General features: G+C 65.4%; 17 protein-coding genes. 12 read left to right on the top strand and 5 right to left on the bottom strand.

The window, feature by feature from the left end; translation table 11 throughout:
- Positions 1-19 precede the first annotated feature (19 nt).
- The 7 genes from AB0876_RS19540 (at position 20) to AB0876_RS19510 (ending at position 8,457) form a co-directional block, all read left to right on the top strand.
- Positions 20-1,054: a patatin-like phospholipase family protein gene (locus AB0876_RS19540; protein WP_526042696.1), complete on the top strand. Its 1,035-nt coding sequence runs from the start codon at positions 20-22 to the stop codon at positions 1,052-1,054.
- On the top strand, positions 1,054-2,154 hold the full coding sequence (locus AB0876_RS19535; protein ID WP_526042695.1) for a galactokinase: 1,101 nt from the start codon (positions 1,054-1,056) through the stop codon (positions 2,152-2,154). The genes AB0876_RS19540 and AB0876_RS19535 overlap by 1 nt, the downstream gene beginning before the upstream one ends.
- 18 nt (positions 2,155-2,172) lie before the next feature.
- Positions 2,173-3,048: a formylglycine-generating enzyme family protein gene (locus tag AB0876_RS19530; RefSeq protein WP_526042694.1), complete on the top strand. Its 876-nt coding sequence runs from the start codon at positions 2,173-2,175 to the stop codon at positions 3,046-3,048.
- A gap of 125 nt (positions 3,049-3,173) precedes the next feature.
- Positions 3,174-3,986, top strand: coding sequence for a GntR family transcriptional regulator (locus tag AB0876_RS19525; RefSeq protein ID WP_526042693.1), 813 nt, complete (start codon positions 3,174-3,176; stop codon positions 3,984-3,986).
- Between the two features lie 62 nt (positions 3,987-4,048).
- Positions 4,049-5,413 (top strand): arylsulfatase, encoded by a 1,365-nt coding sequence (locus tag AB0876_RS19520; protein ID WP_526042692.1) that lies wholly within the window; start codon positions 4,049-4,051, stop codon positions 5,411-5,413.
- Positions 5,414-5,470: 57 nt separating this feature from the next.
- Positions 5,471-7,387: a DNA topoisomerase (ATP-hydrolyzing) subunit B gene (gene gyrB / locus AB0876_RS19515; RefSeq protein WP_526042691.1), complete on the top strand. Its 1,917-nt coding sequence runs from the start codon at positions 5,471-5,473 to the stop codon at positions 7,385-7,387.
- Positions 7,388-7,557: 170 nt separating this feature from the next.
- A complete protein-coding gene (locus AB0876_RS19510) occupies positions 7,558-8,457 on the top strand; it encodes a hypothetical protein (RefSeq protein WP_526042690.1) in 900 nt (299 codons plus the stop codon).
- Here AB0876_RS19510 and AB0876_RS19505 read toward each other — a convergent pair.
- Together AB0876_RS19505 and AB0876_RS19500 are read right to left on the bottom strand one after the other, a co-directional pair.
- Positions 8,433-8,768 carry a DUF202 domain-containing protein gene (locus AB0876_RS19505; protein WP_526042689.1) on the bottom strand — a complete coding sequence of 112 codons (336 nt, stop codon included), beginning with the start codon at positions 8,766-8,768 and terminating at the stop codon, positions 8,433-8,435. The two genes, AB0876_RS19510 and AB0876_RS19505, sit on opposite strands and share 25 nt — an antisense overlap.
- Complete coding sequence (locus AB0876_RS19500) at positions 8,765-9,109, bottom strand: YidH family protein (RefSeq protein ID WP_491841745.1); 345 nt, start codon at positions 9,107-9,109, stop codon at positions 8,765-8,767. Before AB0876_RS19500 ends, AB0876_RS19505 begins: the two co-directional genes overlap by 4 nt.
- 143 nt (positions 9,110-9,252) lie before the next feature.
- Here AB0876_RS19500 and AB0876_RS19495 point away from each other — a divergent pair, with 143 nt between their 5' ends.
- The 5 genes from AB0876_RS19495 to AB0876_RS19475 all read left to right on the top strand — a co-directional run bounded on the left by AB0876_RS19495 (position 9,253) and on the right by AB0876_RS19475 (position 15,485).
- Positions 9,253-10,710: an ABC transporter substrate-binding protein gene (locus AB0876_RS19495; RefSeq protein WP_526042688.1), complete on the top strand. Its 1,458-nt coding sequence runs from the start codon at positions 9,253-9,255 to the stop codon at positions 10,708-10,710.
- A gap of 23 nt (positions 10,711-10,733) precedes the next feature.
- Positions 10,734-11,621 (top strand): ABC transporter permease, encoded by an 888-nt coding sequence (locus tag AB0876_RS19490; protein ID WP_526042687.1) that lies wholly within the window; start codon positions 10,734-10,736, stop codon positions 11,619-11,621.
- Positions 11,618-12,367, top strand: a complete 750-nt coding sequence (locus AB0876_RS19485) for an ABC transporter ATP-binding protein (RefSeq protein ID WP_526042686.1) — start codon at positions 11,618-11,620, stop codon at positions 12,365-12,367. Before AB0876_RS19490 ends, AB0876_RS19485 begins: the two co-directional genes overlap by 4 nt.
- A gap of 29 nt (positions 12,368-12,396) precedes the next feature.
- The gene (locus tag AB0876_RS19480) at positions 12,397-13,893 is read left to right on the top strand and encodes a SulP family inorganic anion transporter (protein WP_526042685.1); all 1,497 of its coding nucleotides are present in this window, start codon (positions 12,397-12,399) and stop codon (positions 13,891-13,893) included.
- A gap of 131 nt (positions 13,894-14,024) precedes the next feature.
- Positions 14,025-15,485 carry a hypothetical protein gene (locus AB0876_RS19475; protein ID WP_526042684.1) on the top strand — a complete coding sequence of 487 codons (1,461 nt, stop codon included), beginning with the start codon at positions 14,025-14,027 and terminating at the stop codon, positions 15,483-15,485.
- On the opposite strand, the gene AB0876_RS19470 is transcribed toward AB0876_RS19475, so the two are convergent.
- Genes AB0876_RS19470 through AB0876_RS19460 form a run of 3 tightly spaced genes read right to left on the bottom strand, consistent with a single transcriptional unit; the run spans position 15,472 to position 18,353 of the window.
- A complete protein-coding gene (locus tag AB0876_RS19470) occupies positions 15,472-16,305 on the bottom strand; it encodes an NYN domain-containing protein (protein WP_526042683.1) in 834 nt (277 codons plus the stop codon). The genes AB0876_RS19475 and AB0876_RS19470 overlap by 14 nt on opposite strands.
- A gap of 1 nt (position 16,306) precedes the next feature.
- Positions 16,307-17,302: an ABC transporter ATP-binding protein gene (locus AB0876_RS19465; protein ID WP_526042682.1), complete on the bottom strand. Its 996-nt coding sequence runs from the start codon at positions 17,300-17,302 to the stop codon at positions 16,307-16,309.
- Position 17,303: 1 nt separating this feature from the next.
- A complete protein-coding gene (locus AB0876_RS19460; protein ID WP_491841739.1) occupies positions 17,304-18,353 on the bottom strand; it encodes an ABC transporter permease in 1,050 nt (349 codons plus the stop codon).
- Positions 18,354-18,367 lie beyond the last annotated feature (14 nt).

The following is an 18,367-nucleotide window of genomic DNA, read 5'->3' as shown; positions in this document are numbered from 1 at the left end:
CGCGTGCCAAGCTGGGAGCATGGCTGCGAAACGTTCCCCGCACCGTGCCGACCTCGTACTTTCCGGCGGTGGCGTCAAGGGCATCGGCCTGGTGGGCGCCGTCGTCGCACTCAAGGACGCCGGTTATTCGATCGAACGGATCTCCGGGACCTCGGCCGGCTCACTGGTCGGCGCCGTGGTGGCCGCGGCCGAGCAACGTGGCGAGCTGACCAGTGCCCAGCTGCGCGAGCTGGCGCTGAACGTGCCCTACCGCAAGTTCCGCGACAGCGGCCCGATCGAGCGCATCCCGGTGTTGGGAACCGCGTGGGGGCTGCTGCGGGAGACCGGGATCTATCGCGGGGATTTCGCATACGACTGGATACGCAGCGAGCTGAAGAACCTGGGCGTCAAGACTTTCGGTGATCTGGCGATCGACGATGATCATCTGCTTCCGGAACGGCGCTACCGGTTCGTGGTCACCGTGACCGACGTGACGACGGGGCAGCTGGTGCGTCTGCCCTGGGACTACCGGCGCGTGTACGGACTGGATCCTGACGAGCAGCTGGTCGCCGACGCCGTGCGGGCCTCGATGTCGATCCCGTTTCTGTTCCATCCGGTCACGCTCAACACCGCTGCCGGCGAGCCGTGCACGCTGGTGGACGGCGGGGTGCTGTCGAACTTCCCGATCGACTCGTTCGACCGACCCGACGGTGACGCGCCGCGCTGGCCGACGTTCGGGGTGACGGTGGTGCCGTATCTGCCGGCGCCGTCGGCCGAGCAGCTCATCCCCGGGTTGGGGATGTTGCGCTGCGGCGAGCCGACCTTCCTGGAAAGCCTGCTCACCACCATGCTGGTCGGCCACGACCAGGCCCATCTGAGCCTGCCGTGGGTGGAGGTACGTGCGGTACAGGTGGATTCGACCGATGTCGGGGTGCTGGACTTCGACATCACCCGCAATGAGGCTGAGGCGTTGTACGAGAAGGGCTACGTGGCGGCGACGGAGTTCCTGTCCACCTGGGATTGGCCCGCGTACCTGGACCGCTTCCGCCGGGCCACGCGGGTGGATCCGCGCTAGTGCGAATCGAGTACTCCGCCCCAGGCCGGGTCAATCTGATCGGCGAGCACACCGACTACAACCAGGGCTTCGCGCTGCCGATTGCCCTGCCGCAGCGGACCTTTGTGAGTTTCGATCCGGACCCGTCGGGCGTGCTGTCGGTATCGAGTTCGTCGGGCGACGGGCGGGCGCGGATCGGTCTGGATACCGTACCCGGGCAGGTCACCGGCTGGGCGGCCTACGTCGCCGGGGTGGTATGGGCGCTGCTGAATGCCGGGATTGCGGTGCCGGGCGGGACGATGGCGATCACGAGTGAGGTGGAGATCGGATCGGGGTTGTCGTCGTCGGCAGCGCTGGAATGCGCGGTGCTGGGCGCGCTGCTCGCTGCCGTGGGTGTCGATCTCGATCGCGTCGAGCAGGCGCACATTGCCCAGCAGGCCGAGAACGAGTACGTCGGTGCGCCAACGGGACTGCTCGACCAGTTGGCGTCACTGTTCGGTGAACCGGGGCAGGCTCTGCTGATCGATTTCCGCGACGTCACCGTGCGACCGGTGCGCTTCGATCCCGACGCATCCGGCGTGGCACTGCTGGTGATCGACTCGCGGGCCCGGCACGCGCACGCCGGTGGCGAGTACTCGGCCCGGCGAACATCGTGTGAGCGGGCCGCCGTCGCACTCGGCGTGGCCTCGCTCCGCGAGGCCGATCCGTCTGCGCTGCACAGGCTTGCCGAAGTCGATGCCCGCCGTGCCCGTCATGTGCTGACCGAGAACCAGCGGGTGCTCGATTGTGTTGCCGCGCTGGCATCGTCGGACTTCGCGGCGGTCGGCGCGCTGTGGAACGCGTCGCACGCCTCGATGCGCGACGACTTCGGGATCACCACACCGCACCTCGATCTGATCGCGGCGACCGCTGTGCAAGCCGGTGCACTGGGAGCGCGGATGACCGGCGGAGGGTTCGGTGGCTGCGTCATCGCGCTAGTGCCGGGGGAGCAGGCGGACGTGGTCGGCGAAGCTGTGTCGCGAGCGGTGCGAGAGGTCGGCTATCCGGAGCCGGGCATTACCAGGACGCGCGCGGGCAGTGGTGCGGGGCCGTGGGAGCATCGGACTGCGCCAGCTTCCTGACCTACCTAGTCTGTCCGCATGCTCACCGAACTCGTCGCACTTGACGGCGGCACGTACCGCATGGGATCGCAGAACTTCTATCCCGAGGAATCGCCGGTTCACGACGTGACGGTCGCACCGTTCGCCATCGAGCGGCATCCGGTGACCAATGCCCAGTTCGCCGAGTTCGTCGCTGACACCGGCTATCTCACGGTGGCCGAGCAGCAACTGGATCCTGCGGCATTTCCGGGGGTGCCCGCCGAGGAGCTCGTCCCGGGTGCGCTGGTGTTCCAACCGACCGACGGACCGGTGGATCTGCGGAATTGGCGGCAGTGGTGGACGTGGGCGGAAGGCGCGTGTTGGAAGCATCCGGAGGGGCGCGGGTCGGCCATCGTCGACCGGCCCGATCATCCAGTGGTCCAGGTCGCGTACCCGGATGCGGCGGCGTACGCCGCCTGGGCCGGACGACGGCTGCCGACGGAAGACCAGTGGGAGTACGCGGCCGGCGCGGGCGTGACGACTGTCTATGCCTGGGGTGACGATGTCCGGCCGAACGGGCAGTTGATGGCCAACACGTGGCAAGGCCAGTTCCCGTACCGCAATGACGGGGCTCTGGGTTGGACCGGGACTTCACCGGTTGGCACGTTCCCGTCGAACGCTTTTGGTCTGGTCGACATGATCGGCAACGTGTGGGAGTGGACCACCACCCGTTACACGCCTCGGCGTCGCGCGGTCGCCGAGACATCTGGATGCTGCCCCGCACCTACCGGTGACCCATCGGTGATGCAGGTCCTGAAAGGTGGGTCACACCTGTGCGCCCCCGAGTACTGCCATCGCTACCGCCCCGCCGCCCGGTCCTCGCAATCACAGGACAGCGCCACCACTCACATCGGATTTCGCTGTGTCGCGAGCTAGCATGCAGTGGCGGAAGCCGCGCCTAAACGCCGCCTCATAGCCGATGGCCTAGGGCTTTACGAAGTAACAGGTGGCGTAACACGCGCCGTATCGCCACCGGGTGCCAGCGGTGGCACAGTGAAGTCATGACCCGCCGCCCGCACATCCCGCCGAAGGACTTTCCCCGTCCTGCGAACAGGGAATACGCAGGGACGCGGGACGATGCCGCCCGGTGGGCCCGCGATGTCCTGCGTGGCCAGATCCTCGACGGTGTGTACGGCGGATTGGCGGCCGCGCGCCCGCTGCTGCCGCCCGAGAACGAACTCGCCACCGAGTTCGGGGTCAGCCGCAACGCGATCCGTGAAGCGCTCGAGCTGCTCCGCGGCGAGGGCCTGATCACCCGCGTGCAGGGGGCAGGGACCTTCGTCACCGGCGCCAAGCTGAGCCAGCGCATCGATCGCCTTGAGGGATTGGCCGAGTCTCTGGCAGGGCACCAACTGCCCGTCGAGAACACGGTGCTCTCCGTGCGCGAGTCGGTTGCGTCGCCCTTCGTCGCCGCCAAACTCCAATTGCCCGAGAACGCACCGATTCTCTTCATCGAACGGCTGCGGTCCGTCGGCGGGGTGCCGCTGTCGCTGGACACCACGTCGTTACGGATCGGGGCGATACCTGTGGACGCCAACCTCGATCGCCAAGATGTATTCGCCTTGATAGAACGCGAACTCGGTATGCGGCTGGGCTGGGCCGAGATGACCGTGGAGTCTGTCTCGGCAGATGCCAACACCGCCGCGCTTCTGCAAATCCGTTCCGGCGCACCACTGTTGCTGCTGCACCGGTTGACCCACCTGGAAGATGGAACCCCGTTCGACTTCGAGACCGTGCGCTATCGCGGGGATCGATGCTCGTTGATGACGATTGCCGCGCGGTCGCCTGACCAGCCGTCACAGCCGCCAAAGTAGCCGGCACTTCTCCGCTTCACCTTCACCGGATTTCACCCTATCGACAGAGAGGTAGCTCAACCATGCCCAAAAAGCCCAACATCGTGTATTTCCACGTCGACAACCTAGGAATGGGCGAGCTCGGTTGCTACGGCGGTGGCATCCTTCGCGGCGCTGACACCGCCCGGATGGACGCGTTCGCCGCCGAGTCGCTGAAGCTGTCACATTTCGTCGTCGAACCACAGTGCACGCCCACCCGCTCCGCGTTGATGACCGGGCGATACCCGATCCGATCGGGCAACCACACCATCGCCCTCGGCGGAAATGGCGGTGGGATCGTGGCCTGGGAGCGCACCATGGGTGACATTCTGTCCGAAGCCGGCTACGCCACAGCATGTTTCGGCAAGTGGCATATTGGTGCCGAGGACGGCCGGTGGCCGACCGATCACGGGTTTGACGAGTGGTACGGCCCGGCGCGCACCTATGACGAGTGCCTGTGGCCCGACGATCCTTGGTACAAGGCCGAGCGCGACGGCTACTCCTACATGTACGACGGCACCAAGAAAGACGGTGTCCGGACCACCGACCAGCAGCTGACGGTCAAACTCAAGGGTGAGGTCGACGGCGAATACGACCGCCGGGCCAAGGCGTTCATGAAACGCAGCGTCGAGGCGGACAAGCCGTTCTACCTGTACCACAACCACTCGCTGATGCACTTCCCGATGGAGGTCCGTGAGGAGTTCAAGGGCAAGAGCACCAATGGGAATTGGGGTGATTCGCTGCTCATGCTCGATCATGACTTCGGCAGCATCTTGGATTACCTGACCGAACTGGGCATCGAGGACAACACCATCGTCGTCATGGCGGGAGACAACGGTGCCGAGGACCACCTGGCCGGACGCGGCACGGCAGGCTTCTTCGACGGGTCCTACTTCAGCTCCGCCGAGGGCGGCATCCGTACACCGTGCCTGATCCGCTATCCCGGACAGGTTGCGGTGCGCGAGAGCAACGAGATGGTGCACGTCACCGACATGTTCCCGACCCTGCTGCGGTGGGCCGGCTGCGAGATCCCCGAAGACCGGATTATCGACGGCATCGATCAGCGGGAATTCTTCGGTGGGGCAGAGGAATCCAATCGCGAGGGCTGCATGGTCTGGCTCAACGAGGAACTGCACGCCGTGAAGTGGTCCCAGTTCAAGATCAACTTCAAACGGCAGCAGCACTTCCACGACCCGGAGATCCCGCTGGGCTTCGCGCGCATCACCAACCTGCTGGAGGACCCCAAGGAACGTGAGGCCGTCAACCAGACCTGGGTGCGATGGTGGGTGATGCAGCATGCCTACCGCTTCATCCAGGAGTTCGACGCCAGCGTCGAGACCGAGCAGCTGATTCCGGCCGGCGCCCCAATCGATTTCGTCCCTGCCCGCGAACCCGTCAGCACCAAGTAGCACCGGAAGCCCTGCCCCGTCCGGGGGCAGGGCTTCTCTCTCAGAGGGAGCCCAGCCATGACCACCACCTATGGTGCGCAATCGATCACGATCCTCGAAGGGCTTGACGTCGTCCGCAAGCGCCCCGGAATGTACATCGGGTCGACCAGTGAGCGCGGCCTGCACCACATGGTGTGGGAGGTCGTGGACAACGGGGTCGACGAGGCCATGGCCGGGTTCGCCACCCGCGTCGACGTCGCGTTGCTGCCCGACGGCGGTGTCGAGGTGAGCGACGACGGCCGCGGCATCCCGGTCGCCATGCACGAGACGGGAATTCCCACCGTCGACGTCGTGATGACCCAACTGCACGCGGGAGGCAAGTTCGACGGCGAGTCCTACCAGGTGTCGGGTGGTCTGCACGGTGTGGGGGTGTCCGTCGTCAACGCGCTCTCGACCCGTCTCGAGGTGATCATCGACCGCGACGGCTACGCGTGGAGCCAGCACTACGACCGGTCGGTCCCCGGCACCCTCCATCGCGGTGGCCCCTCGGCCCGCACCGGCACCACGGTCCGATTCTGGTCGGACCCAGAGGTCTTCGAGACCACCGAATACAACGCCGAGACCATCGCGCGCCGTCTGCAGGAAATGGCGTTCCTCAACAAGGGCCTGGTCCTGACGCTGACCGACCGGCGGACCGGCGACAATGACACCCGGACCTTTCACCACCCGGGCGGGCTGATCGACTACGTCGCCCACATCAACCGCGTGAAGGAGCCCATCCAGCCGAGCGTCATCGCGTTCGACGGTGCCGGGGCCGGCCACGAGGTCGAGATCGCGATGCAGTGGAACGCAGGATATTCCGAGTCGGTGCACACGTTCGCCAACACCATCAACACCCACGAGGGCGGCACTCACGAAGAGGGTTTCCGGGCGGCGTTGACGAGCGTGGTGAACAAGTACGCCAAGGACAAGAAGCTGCTCAGGGACAAGGACCCGAATCTCACCGGCGACGACATCCGCGAGGGGTTGGCGGCGGTGATCTCGGTGAAGGTCGCCGAGCCGCAGTTCGAGGGCCAGACCAAGACCAAACTCGGCAATGCCGGGATCCGGTCGTTCGTTCAGAAGATCTGCAACGAGCAGTTGACGCACTGGTTCGAGGCCAACCCGGCAGAGGCCAAGGTCATCATCACCAAGGTGGCGTCCTCAGCGCAGGCGAGGGTCGCGGCCCGGCGGGCGCGGGAACTGGTGCGACGCAAGAGTGCGACCGAGATCGGTGGGCTGCCGGGCAAGCTCGCCGACTGCCGCTCTACCGATCCGCGCAGATCCGAACTGTATGTGGTGGAGGGGGACTCGGCCGGCGGCTCGGCCAAGAGTGGCCGCGACTCGATGTTCCAGGCCATCCTGCCGCTACGAGGCAAGATCATCAACGTCGAAAAGTCCCGTATCGACCGGGTTTTGAAGAACACCGAAGTCCAGGCCATCATCACCGCCCTGGGCACCGGGATTCATGACGAGTTCGACATGACCAAGCTGCGGTACCACAAGATCGTACTGATGGCCGATGCCGACGTGGACGGCCAGCACATCTCCACCCTGCTGCTGACGCTGCTGTTCCGCTTCATGAAGCCGTTGATCGAACACGGCCACGTCTACCTGGCGCAGCCGCCGCTGTACAAGCTCAAATGGCAACGCAGTCAACCGGAGTTCGCCTACTCCGATCGCGAGCGCGACGCGCTGTTGCACGCGGGCAAGGCCTCGGGCAAGCGAATCAATGTCGACGACGGTATCCAGCGTTACAAGGGTCTGGGCGAGATGGACGCCAAGGAACTGTGGGAGACCACCATGGACCCGTCGGTGCGCGTGCTACGTCAGGTGACGCTCGACGACGCCGCGGCCGCAGACGAACTGTTCTCGATTCTCATGGGCGACGACGTGGAGGCGCGCCGCAGTTTCATCACCCGCAATGCCAAAGACATCCGTTTCCTCGACGTTTGACCGGTTCACTCCCCATACCCCTTTCAAAACACTGTGACGAGCGTGCAGCCTTTCCGGCCGGAAACGCGAGATCATCCGTAGAACCTGCACGCTCGTCACAGCGCCCTTACTTGTGGATAACCCCCCGACAGAGCCCGAGAATTGTCGGTCAGCGCGCTGATGCTGGCCACATGACCACGCAGTTTCCCGGAGCGTTTCCCGGCAGACGGCCCAGCCCGTTCCTGGGCAGAGAGGCGATCAGGGCCGGGCTTCTCACCACACACGAACTCGAGACCAAGTACAGAGCCATCTATCGCAACGTCTACCTGGACAATGAGGTCGCGTTGACCCCACTGCTACGCGCCCAGGCGGCTTGGTTGTTCGCCGGTCCGGATGCGGTGATCAGCGGAGTGTCGGCCGCGGCCGTCCATGGCACCAAGTGGCTGGACGCCGACGCGCCCGCGGAGATCGTGCGCGCCAACCGGCACGCGCCGGACGGGCTGCGGGTCCACTCGTATGCCCTTGCCCCAGAAGATGTCTGCGAGTTCGACGGCATGCGGGTCACCACGGTCGCGCGCACCGCGTTCGACCTCGGCCGGTTGTTGCCGCATACGCAGGCGGTTCCGATATTGGACGCGCTGCTGAACAGGACGGGGCTTGACCCCGAGGAAGTGTGGTTGATGTACGAGGCGAATCGAGGTATCCGGGGCGTCGACCAGCTGCGGATGGCACTGGCGGAGGCCGACGGCGGTGCTGAAACGCCGCTTGAGACACGAACTCGACTTGTGCTGGGCTATATCGGCATACCCGGACTCGAAACCCAGATACCGTTCTTCGATACCTGGGGCTTGGTGTGCACCCGAGTGGCGATGGGATGGCGCCGTTGGCAGGTCGCCATCGAATGCGACGACGAACGGGACTGTCCGGACTATCGACGGTGGGTGCATGCCCAGACGGCCGAACTCGAGTCGTTCGGTTGGTCGGTGGTGTGGGTGACTCAGTCGATGGTGTCCGGTCCATCAGACTTCGTGCCGCGGGTGCGGCAGAAGCTGCTGCTCGCGCAGCGTCAGGCCGCCGGCATCGCCAGGTAGGTCACCACAAGAGCACCTTCGATGATGACGGCCGCCCCGACGGTCGGCAGATAGCGGCGCCCGGCAGCGGCGCAGTGCCGCGGGTGCGCCACCAGTTGCCGACGGCGGTGCGCTCCGAGCGTGTAGACAGCGGCGGCCAGCACGGTCGCGGCGAGGACGACGGCTATGCGCAGGGGACTGGCGAGGAGATAGCCGTCCCGCACAAGCACCAGCACGCCGGACGCGGCGATCGCCAGCGACGTGCGGGTCCAGGCCAGGGCAGTCCGTTCGGCCTGCAGTCCGCGGTCCTGCGCCAGCGCCTGGCGCGTCATCGGACGGTCGCCACGATCGCCAAGCCCACCGTCACCAGTCCCATCATGGCCAGGCCTGCGGTCAGATAGGTGGGCACGGCAGCTCGGGGCAGCGGCTCGTCATGGCGCATCGCTCGATCCACCTGGGCCCAGCGGCGCAGACCCGCGACGGCCGTCAGGATCGCCATGACACCGACCGCCACTCCCAGTATGTGCCGCAGACCCGGGACTGTCAGTTCGGGCATGAACTGCACCACCGCGACGGCCGCCGCGAGCAGCCCGAGGGACGTGCGCTGCCAGGCCAGAAACGTGCGCTCGTTGGCCAGCGTGAACCGGTAGTCGGGTTCGATCGGGATATCCACGGCTGCAAGCTTTTCCGAAACGAACACGGCTTGCCAGGACGGTAGTGGTGGCGTAACCTCGGCGTTCTTTGTGTGCCGATGGCGTAACTGCCGCGCAACCTCCTATGACAGCGAGGTAACAGAAGCCGTCGAACCTTGTCGGTATGGACGACGTGCAACATCTCCCTCGGGGCCGGTGGCGAGCTCGGTCGGCTGCGCTGCTGACCGTATTCACGGTCGGCGGCGCCCAACTCCTCACCGGCTGCGGTCTGCTCACTGAGCCGACCGTCGTCGTCAACGTCGGCTACCAATCGAAGACCATCAATACCGTCAACGCCGGCACCTTGCTGCGCGACCGCGGTGACTTCGAGAACGCTCTCAAGCAGCTGGGAGCCTCCACCGGCACCAGGTACCGGGTGGTGTGGCAGGACTTCGCTTCGGGAGCGCCTCTGACCGCGCAGATGATGGCCACTCACGTCGACATCGGTTCGATGGGTGACTACCCGTTGCTGACCAACGGATCCAAGACCCGCAAGTACGACGACGCCGTCACCGAGATGATCGCGACGACCGGTTACAACCTGCGTGGATCGTTGAATCAGGTAGTGGTGCCGTCGGATTCAACCGCCCGGACGCTTGGCGACCTGACCGGCAAGAAGGTGTCGACGAGCCTCGGGTCGGCCGGTGACGGAATGTTCTCCACGGCTGTGCGCGCCAGCGGGATGGACAAGGGCGCGGTGCACATCGTCAACCAGGATCCGTCGGTGGGCGCCTCGGCCATCGACGGGGGACAGGTCGACGGACTGGCGCAGTTCGTGCCGTGGCCGCAACTGGTGATCTACCGCAACCAGGGCCGGCTGCTGTACGACGGCGGCGAGAACAATGTGCCGACCTTCCACGGCGTGGTGGTGCGCAAGCAGTTCGCCGCGGGTCATCCCGAGGTGATGGCGGCGTTCCTGCGGGCGATGAAGTCGACCACCGACGACATCGTCGCTCATCCGCTTGCCGCGGCGCAGCGGGTGGGAGAGCTGACCGGCATCGAACCCGAGGTCATCTACCTCTACAACGGTCCCAACGGGTTGGTCAGCTTTGACATGACTCTCAAGGAGCAGTTCCTCACCGCGTTCACCTTCGTCAAGGAGTATCTGGTTGGGCGCGGTTCGGTGACAAAGGATTTCGACGTCGCAGCATTCCTCAACGATGGCTATCTGCGGCAGCTGCTCGGCGACGAGTATGCGCAGCGCCGTGCCAGCGTGGCCAACCCGATGACACTCACCGGTTTCGACGACCTGTGCGGGCTGCCGGTGAACGACCCTGCGCAGGCGTCCGAGGTGTGGGCGTCGGGATCGGAGCGCACCGACGTTGCCGCGACCCCGACGTGCCTGCTGCGCCGGGTAGCCGCGACTCCGGAGGTGCGGGCCGCCTATGTGCCCGATACCCCGACCGGGCTCCGGATCTTCGCCGATCACGCTGTGTGGCTGGACGATCCGTCCGCACCGCCTATGCAGCGCTACAAGCCGTTCGCGACCGCCGGCGGCGCAGACATCTACCGGACAAGCCATCCGCAGGCAGTACCCGTCGCCTACCCGGCTGCCGTGGGGCAGTCCCGCACTGCCGGCTGAACCCCTCCCAGAAAGGAAACCGTATGACCGAGCTCATGACCCGGCCCACGATCACCGCCCCGCGGCTGTGGTCCCCGGCCCACCGGAGCGACACGTCGCCGCGCCGCAGCGTGGCTGACCTGCTGCCCGCATCCGTCACCCGGCGCGTTCCGGCGCTGCTGCTGCCGTTGATCCCGATCACCGCTTTTCTGGCGGCCTGGCACCTGCTGACCACCAACAACGTGGTCGCCTGGTTGCGGTTCAACCGAATGCCGGCGCCGGAGGCAGTGCTGCAGGCGCTGCTGGCGAGGATCAGCTCGGGCGGTTACTACGACGACTTGTTGGCCAGCCTGCAGCGCATCCTGCTCGGCTTCGGTCTGGCCGCGATGGTCGGCATCGGGGTGGGCGTGCTCGTCGGCCGCTCCGAGGTCGCGCGAATGACGTTGCGGCCGTTCATCGAACTGATCCGACCGATCCCGGCGATCGCGCTGGTGCCGCTGACCATCCTGCTGTTCCCCTCCAGCGAGCAGGGAATCGTGTTCATCACGTTCTTTGCGGCGTTCTTCCCCGTGGTGGTCAGCACCATCCACGCCATGGATTCCATGCCGAAGGTGTGGGAGGAGGCTGCACAGACCATGGGTGCCGGCCGAGTCGCGCTGTTGTTCCAGGTGATCATCCCGGGGGCGCTGCCAGGCATCTTCGCCGGGCTGTCGGTGGCGATGGGCGTGGCGTGGATCTGTGTGGTGAGTGCCGAGATGATCTCGGGCCAGTTCGGCATCGGGTACTACACCTGGCAGGCCTACGGGCTGCTCGACTATGCGGGTGTCGTGGTCGGCATGATCTCCATCGGAGCGCTGGGGTTGGGCACCGCCTGGCTGGTCGAGCGCGTCGGACGCCGGGTCAACCGCTGGCTGCCGAGGGCCGCCCGATGAGCGCCGGCGCCGTCAACCTCCAGCAGCTGCAAATCGGCTTCAACGGCGTGGTCGCCGCCAACATCACCCTCAAGATCGAACCGGGTGAAGTGGTGGTGTTCCTCGGCCCGTCCGGCTGCGGCAAGTCGACGATCCTGCGGGCCCTGGCCGGGCTGCTGAAACCCATGGGCGGCACCGCGACTGTCGATGGTGCACCCGTCACCGGTAACGCCGCCCAGTGCGCCATGGTGTTCCAGGAGGACGCGCTCTTCCCCTGGCGCTCCGCACTCAAGAACGTCCAGTTCCCACTCAAACTCCGTGGCACGCGCGGCAAGGAACTCAAGGAGAAAGCCACCACCCGGCTGGAACAGGTCGGGCTCGGTGACTACCTGGATCACCTGCCCAGCCAGCTTTCGGGTGGCATGCGGCAGCGGGTGCAGCTGGCCCGTACGTTGGCCTGCGAACCGCGGGTGATGTTGATGGACGAGCCGTTCGGTGCACTGGATGCGCAGACCCGGCTCGAGATGCAGCAGTTGCTGACGTCGGTGTGGGAGACCCAGCAGATGACGTTGCTGTTCGTCACGCACGATGTCGACGAGGCGCTGCTGCTGGCCGACCGGATCGTGCTGTTGAGCCATCGGCCCGCGACCGTCGCCGACATCATCACGATCGAGAAGCCCCGCACACCCGAGGCACAGTTCGAGGAGTCCTATCAACGGCGCCGACGCGCCATCCTGGACTTCCTCGGGCATCGTCCAGCTGCATAACTGATCTGGCTGTTCGCCAAGGAGATTCGATGAGTATCACCATCCCTGGATTCCGCGCGCCTTCAGAGGCCGTCACCCGCCCGTCGCGGTGGTCGCCGGCCGTGCTGCGCACCGAGGTGCTGGCCGGTTTGGTCGTCGCGCTGGCCTTGATTCCGGAGGCCATCGCGTTCTCGGTGATCGCCGGGGTAGACCCGCGGGTCGGTCTGTTCTCGACGGTGACGATGGCGATCACCATCGCCTTCACCGGCGGACGGCCGGCGATGATCACGGCCGCCACCGCAGCGGTCGCACTCGTCGTCGCACCGGTGGCCAGGGAGTTCGGGGTGGGCTACCTGATTGCCACCATCCTCTTGGCGGGCGTCATCCAGATGCTGTTGGCGGGGTTCGGGGTTGCCAAACTCATGCGGTTCATTCCGCGCAGTGTGATGGTCGGTTTCGTCAACGCGTTGGCCATCCTGGTGTTGATGTCGCAGTTGCGGCATCTGATGGACGTGCCGTGGCTGGTGTATCCGCTGACGGCGGTGGGGGTGGGGCTGATGTTCTTGCTGCCCAAGCTCACCACGGCGGTGCCCGCACCGTTGGTCGTGGTGCTGGTGTTGACCGGTGTCGTCGTATTCTTTGGCTGGGACGTACCCGACGTGGGAGATCAAGGAGCACTGCCCGATTCATTACCGGTACCGGGGTTTCCGCAGGTGCCGCTGACTTTGCACACGCTGCAGGTGATCGCACCCTACGCGTTGGGCGCGGCGCTCGTCGGTCTGTTGGAGTCGCTGATGACGGCAAAGCTGGTCGACGACATCACCGACACACCGTCCAACAAGACCCGTGAGGCGTTCGGGCAGGGCACGGCCAATGTGGTCACTGCGATTTTCGGCGGTATGGGCGGCTGCGCGGTGATCGGGCAGACCATGATGAACGTAAAGGTGGCTGGGGCCCGGACTCGCCTGTCCACACTTCTTACCGGGGTGTTCGTGCTGATCCTGGTGGTGTCGCTGGGCGATCTCGTCGGGCGGATCCCCATGGCCGCACTGGTCGCGGTGATGATCGTGGTGTCGTTCGCGACCTTCGACTGGCACAGTGTGACGCCGCAGACCTTGAAGATGCTGCCGCGCAGTGAAACTCTGATCATGGTGGTCACCGTCATTGCGACTGTCGCCACGGGAAATCTTGCGGTCGGGGTGTCGCTCGGGGTCCTCACGGCGATGGTGGCGTTCGCTCGCCGCGTTGCACACTTCACCTCGGTGACGGCGGTTACCGGGCCGGACGGTGTGCGGACGTATCGGGTCCGGGGAGATCTGTTCTTTGTGTCCAGCAATGATCTGGTGCACCAGTTCGACTACGCGGATGATCCCGCCGAGGTGGTGATCGACATGTCCGGTGTGTCGGTATGGGACGCGTCATCTGTGGCGAGTCTCGATGCGGTCAGGTTCAAGTACTCCTCGCGTGGGAAGTCCGTGTCGTTCACCGGGCTTGACGGGGAGAGCCTGGACCGGCTGAACCGGCTATCGGGGCAGTTGGGGGTTTAGGTACCCATCTCAGTCGGGATCTGAGCAAGCAAGCGTCCGTCGACCGACGAACCGGTGAGACAGGCGTCGACTTGTCACACCTCTTCGGTAGCTTCGTCGACCGAAGGGAAATTAGTGATAGCCGGGGGGACATGATGCAGGCGTTCGATCTGAACATTGAGAAGGTGCTTGAACATTGGCCGGTTGCATACGCGGTGCGTGAGATCATCGCCAACGCGCTCGACGAAGCAACCATCACACAGACGGCCGAACCGACAGTTGAGAAGATTGGTTCCAACCGCTGGCTGGTCACCGATTTTGGACGGGGGATCCGATACCAGCACCTGACACAGAACGAGAACATCGAGAAGGCACGGCACACTTCTGTTATCGGCCAGTTTGGGATGGGTTTGAAGGATGCGCTGGCGGTGTTTGACCGTCACGGCATCGACGTCCAGATCTTGTCGCCGTTCGGTGACATTTCGACCGCGTTGCGGGCCAAAGAGGGATTTCCCGACGTCACGACCTTGCACGCGATCGTCGATGCGTCCTCGAATCCGAACCGGATCGGAACATCAGTCATTCTCACCGGTGTGAAGGATGTCGATGTATCAAATGCGCGAACGTATTTCCTGCGTTACAGCGGTGAATTGGTGTTGGAGGAGACCGAATTCGGTCAAGTACTGGCCCATCCAGGAACGGGCAAGCCGGCCAACATCTACGTCAAGGGTCTGCGGGTGGCGACTGAGGAGAACTTTCTGTTCTCCTATAACATCACCAGCCTGACGAAGCCGTTGCGGCAAGCGTTGAACCGCGAGCGCAGCAACGTGGGGCGTGGCGCGTACTCCGACCGCATTCAGTCGATCCTGATGAAGTGCACATCCGGGGAGGTCGCTCGCAGTCTGGCCGATAACCTGGGCGAGTATCGCTCGGGTCGGGTGTGCGATGAACTCCGGTGGAACGATGTGACGGTTCACGCCTGCCGCGTGCTGGCCACGCATGAGAAGGTGGTGTTCGTCACCGCGGGCGAACTCGCCGATGGCGGAGCGCAGATTGAATACGCCAAGGACGACGGATATCAGCTGGTAATGGTGTCGGACGACGTCGCCCGGAAGCTGTCGGGGGAGTTGAACTTGAACGGCGAACCGCTCATCACCTTCAACGGCTACCGGGACGCGTGGAATGACAGCTTCAGTTTCCAGTTTGTTGATCCAGCTCAGTTGGTGGACAAGGAATCACGAGTATGGAACATGACCGATGAGGTGGTGAGACTGTCCGGTGTGGACCTGGCGCTCCATGGCGTCAAGGACATTCTCATTTCTGAGACCATGCGGTTGGGTAGCCATGGTGACGCTGTCGCCGGTGTTTTCGAAAGCGGGAATCATCGAATCGTCATTCGCCGCGACCAGTTGGCGAACCCGGTGAGTTTCTGTGGAACCTTGGTGCACGAGTTGGTGCACGCCGCCACTCGGACGGACGACCTCACGCTCGAGTTCGAACAGGCCCTCACCCAGAGATTGGGGCTGTTGGCCTTTCAGCTGGCCGCGCGGGGGCAAGAGGCGGCCCCCCTAGTTGATACCCGCAGCTCCGCGGGGCCGGTCAGCGCAACTTGACCATGCGCGTCGTCGAACTCTCGTCCAACTCAACGACATCGGAGCGCGACCGGAGGAAGTCGCTGAAAGACTTGAACCCCAACGATTTTTCGTTGAACGACGGGTCCATCCGCTTCATCTGTCCCTTGACCGCCGAGTTGTGCAGCCACTCGACGTCGTCCTTCTCCAGGCCGATCTGCAGGGCGCGGGTCAGCAGTGCGGTGGCCTGGGCCTGCGGGTCGGGTTCCTCCTTCTTGCGGGTTCGCCTCTGCTGCTTGGGTTCCGGCGCCGGGGCCAGTGTCGGGATGCCGGGCAGGGCGTCGTAGACGACGAACTCGTCGCACGCGGCGGCCAGCATCCGGCTCGAGGAACCGGCCACTCCGATACCGACGACATAGCGGCCCAGCCGTTTGCAGCGCTGGGCGAGGGGGATGTAGTCGGAGTCGCCGGCCACGATCACCACATGGGTGAGATCGGGCAGGCGGAACATGTCCTCGACCGTGTCGACGGCCAGCCGGATGTCGGCGCCGTTCTTACCGTACGCGGCGGCGGGGAAGAGTTGCACCAGGTCGACGGCGCGGCCGACGAGCTGCTCGCGGTATCCAGCGTTGAGGTCGGCCGACCAGTCCGCGTAGGCGCGGGTCAGTACCAACGTGCCGAAGGACGAGGCGAAGTCGAGGATGGCACCGAGGTCGACGGTGGCCTTGGTGAGCTTGTCGGCCTCCAGGCCCTTGGCTTTGTCCTTCTGAAATGAGTTGCGGCCGTTGACCTGGTCGTAGCGGGAGATCACGATGTTGTCGAAGTCGAGGTACACCGCGACGCGGGTGTCGAGTTCGGTCATCTCAGTCCTCGGTCTCGGTCTCGGGCTGCCCGATCAGGTTGCGGGCGCCGGTAGGGCCGAGCAGTTCCCGGAACGCCTGGATGGTGTAGCCGACGACGACGGCGTCGGTCTTCGCGCGGGCGGTGGCAGACCGCGGCAGGCTGAACAACGGCCCCATCTCCCCGAAGTAGTCGCCGGGGCCGACGGTCTTGATGACTTCCTCACCGCCGCTGGCCAATTCGCGCGCCAGTTCGATCTCACCCTCGGTGACGATGTAGATCTGGTCGCCCATCTCGCCCTGGGAGAACAACAACTCCCCGGCCGCGATGGTCACGGTCTCGGTGTTCTGATGCTCGACGGCGACGTGAGGGACGAGCTCCACGACCTGGTCGGCCAGCGGCAGGATGCGGGTGTCGTGGGTGGCGACGACGACCACGTGGTCGCCGCTGGCGAGTTCGCGGATGAGCCGCAGCACTTCCTCGACCTGGATGAAATCCAGGTGGGCGGTCGGCTCGTCGGCCAGGATCAGCGGTGGATCGAGGGCGATCGCCCGGGCGACCGCGACGCGTTGCTGCTGCCCGCCGCTGAGATCGCCGGGGCGGTGGTGCAATCGGCTCTCGAGGTTGACGCGGGTGAGCAGTTCGGTGGCGCGTTCGCGGGCTTCACGTCGGGTCCGGCCCGCGGCGCGCAGGGGCACCATCACGTTCTCCAGTGCGGTCAGGCTGGGTACCAGGTTGAAGGCCTGGAACACGATGCCGACGGTGTCGCGCCGGTAGTCCGAGAGCGACTTCTTGTCGAGCGTCGTCACGTCGATGTCACCGAACTCGATACGGCCCGCGGTCGGTTTGAGGATCCCGCCGAGGCACGACAGGAGTGTGGTCTTCCCGCAGCCGCTGGGGCCCAACAGAATTGACAGTGACCCGGCAGGAACCTCGAGGTCGAGGCCGTCGATCGGGCGTACCGCATAGCCGCCGCTGGAGTACTCCACGACGAGGTCTTTGACCATCAGATCAGCCATATCAGGGACCTCGGAATGCCAGTGCGGGGTCGACGTTCACGGCGCGACGCAGCCCGGCCACACTGGCCAGCAGGCCCACCACGACGGCGACGATCGGTAGCGCGACGAATGCCACGGTCGGCACGTCGCAACGCATCGGGAACAGCGGTCCGAGCAATAAGGACAGCCCGGCGCCCAGCACCGCGGCCAGCAGAGCGACCGTCACGGCCTGCATCGCCAGTCCGGCCATGATGGAGCGGCTGGCCACGCCGACGGCCTTGAACACCGCGAAGTCGCGGGTGCGTTCCAGTGCCGACAGGTAGATCACCGAGCCGACGATCAACACCGCGACCGCCCACAGCAGGCCCGCCATCAGGCTCATCGCCTGGTTGGCGCCCCGCAGTGGACGCACCATGTCGTCGATGGCGCCGGACCGGTCGACGATGCGGAATTCGGGTGGCGGGGGGCCCGGGTTGCCGACGATGCCGACCGAGGAGATCAGTTTCTGTCCCGAGAACAGCAGTAGTTGGGCGCCGGGGACCGTCAGGTAGATGTTGTCCTGGGCGGCCAGGGCGGTGAGGTCGTCGACCAGGCCGACGACGCGCAGTTTCGCCGCGCCGACCGCGACATCGGAGCCGATCGGCTGGTTCATCGTCGTCGAGACCGCGACCTCGTCGGTGGCGCGCGGGGCCCGGCCCTCCTTCAGCGCGGGCGTGCCCGGGCCCGCCTCGGGAACGCCGAACACGTTGACGTTGCGCGGAGTGCCGTTGTTGGGGATGGTCGAGGATCCGTAGACGAGCGGGACGGCGGTGGTGACGCCGGGCAGGCGCGCGGCGCGCTGGACGTCGGTGATCGGTAACGGCGCCGAGCCGAGGAACGGGCCCGCCGCACCGGCTTTGATCATGAATGCGTCGAGGCTCAGGGCGTCGACACTGCGTTCGGCCTCGACGCGGAAGCCGTGGGCCAGGCCCGTCAACACCAGCGTCATCGCGAAGACCAGGCCGGTGCCGACGGCGGCGATCAGGAATCGCCGTCGCCGCCACTGCAGATCGCGTAACGCCGCCATCAACACGTCAGTGCCCGCCG

This window comes from Mycobacterium sp. NPDC049093 (assembly GCF_040704635.1).
Taxonomy (GTDB): domain Bacteria; phylum Actinomycetota; class Actinomycetes; order Mycobacteriales; family Mycobacteriaceae; genus Mycobacterium.
This window is presented reverse-complemented; position numbering and strand designations above follow the sequence as displayed.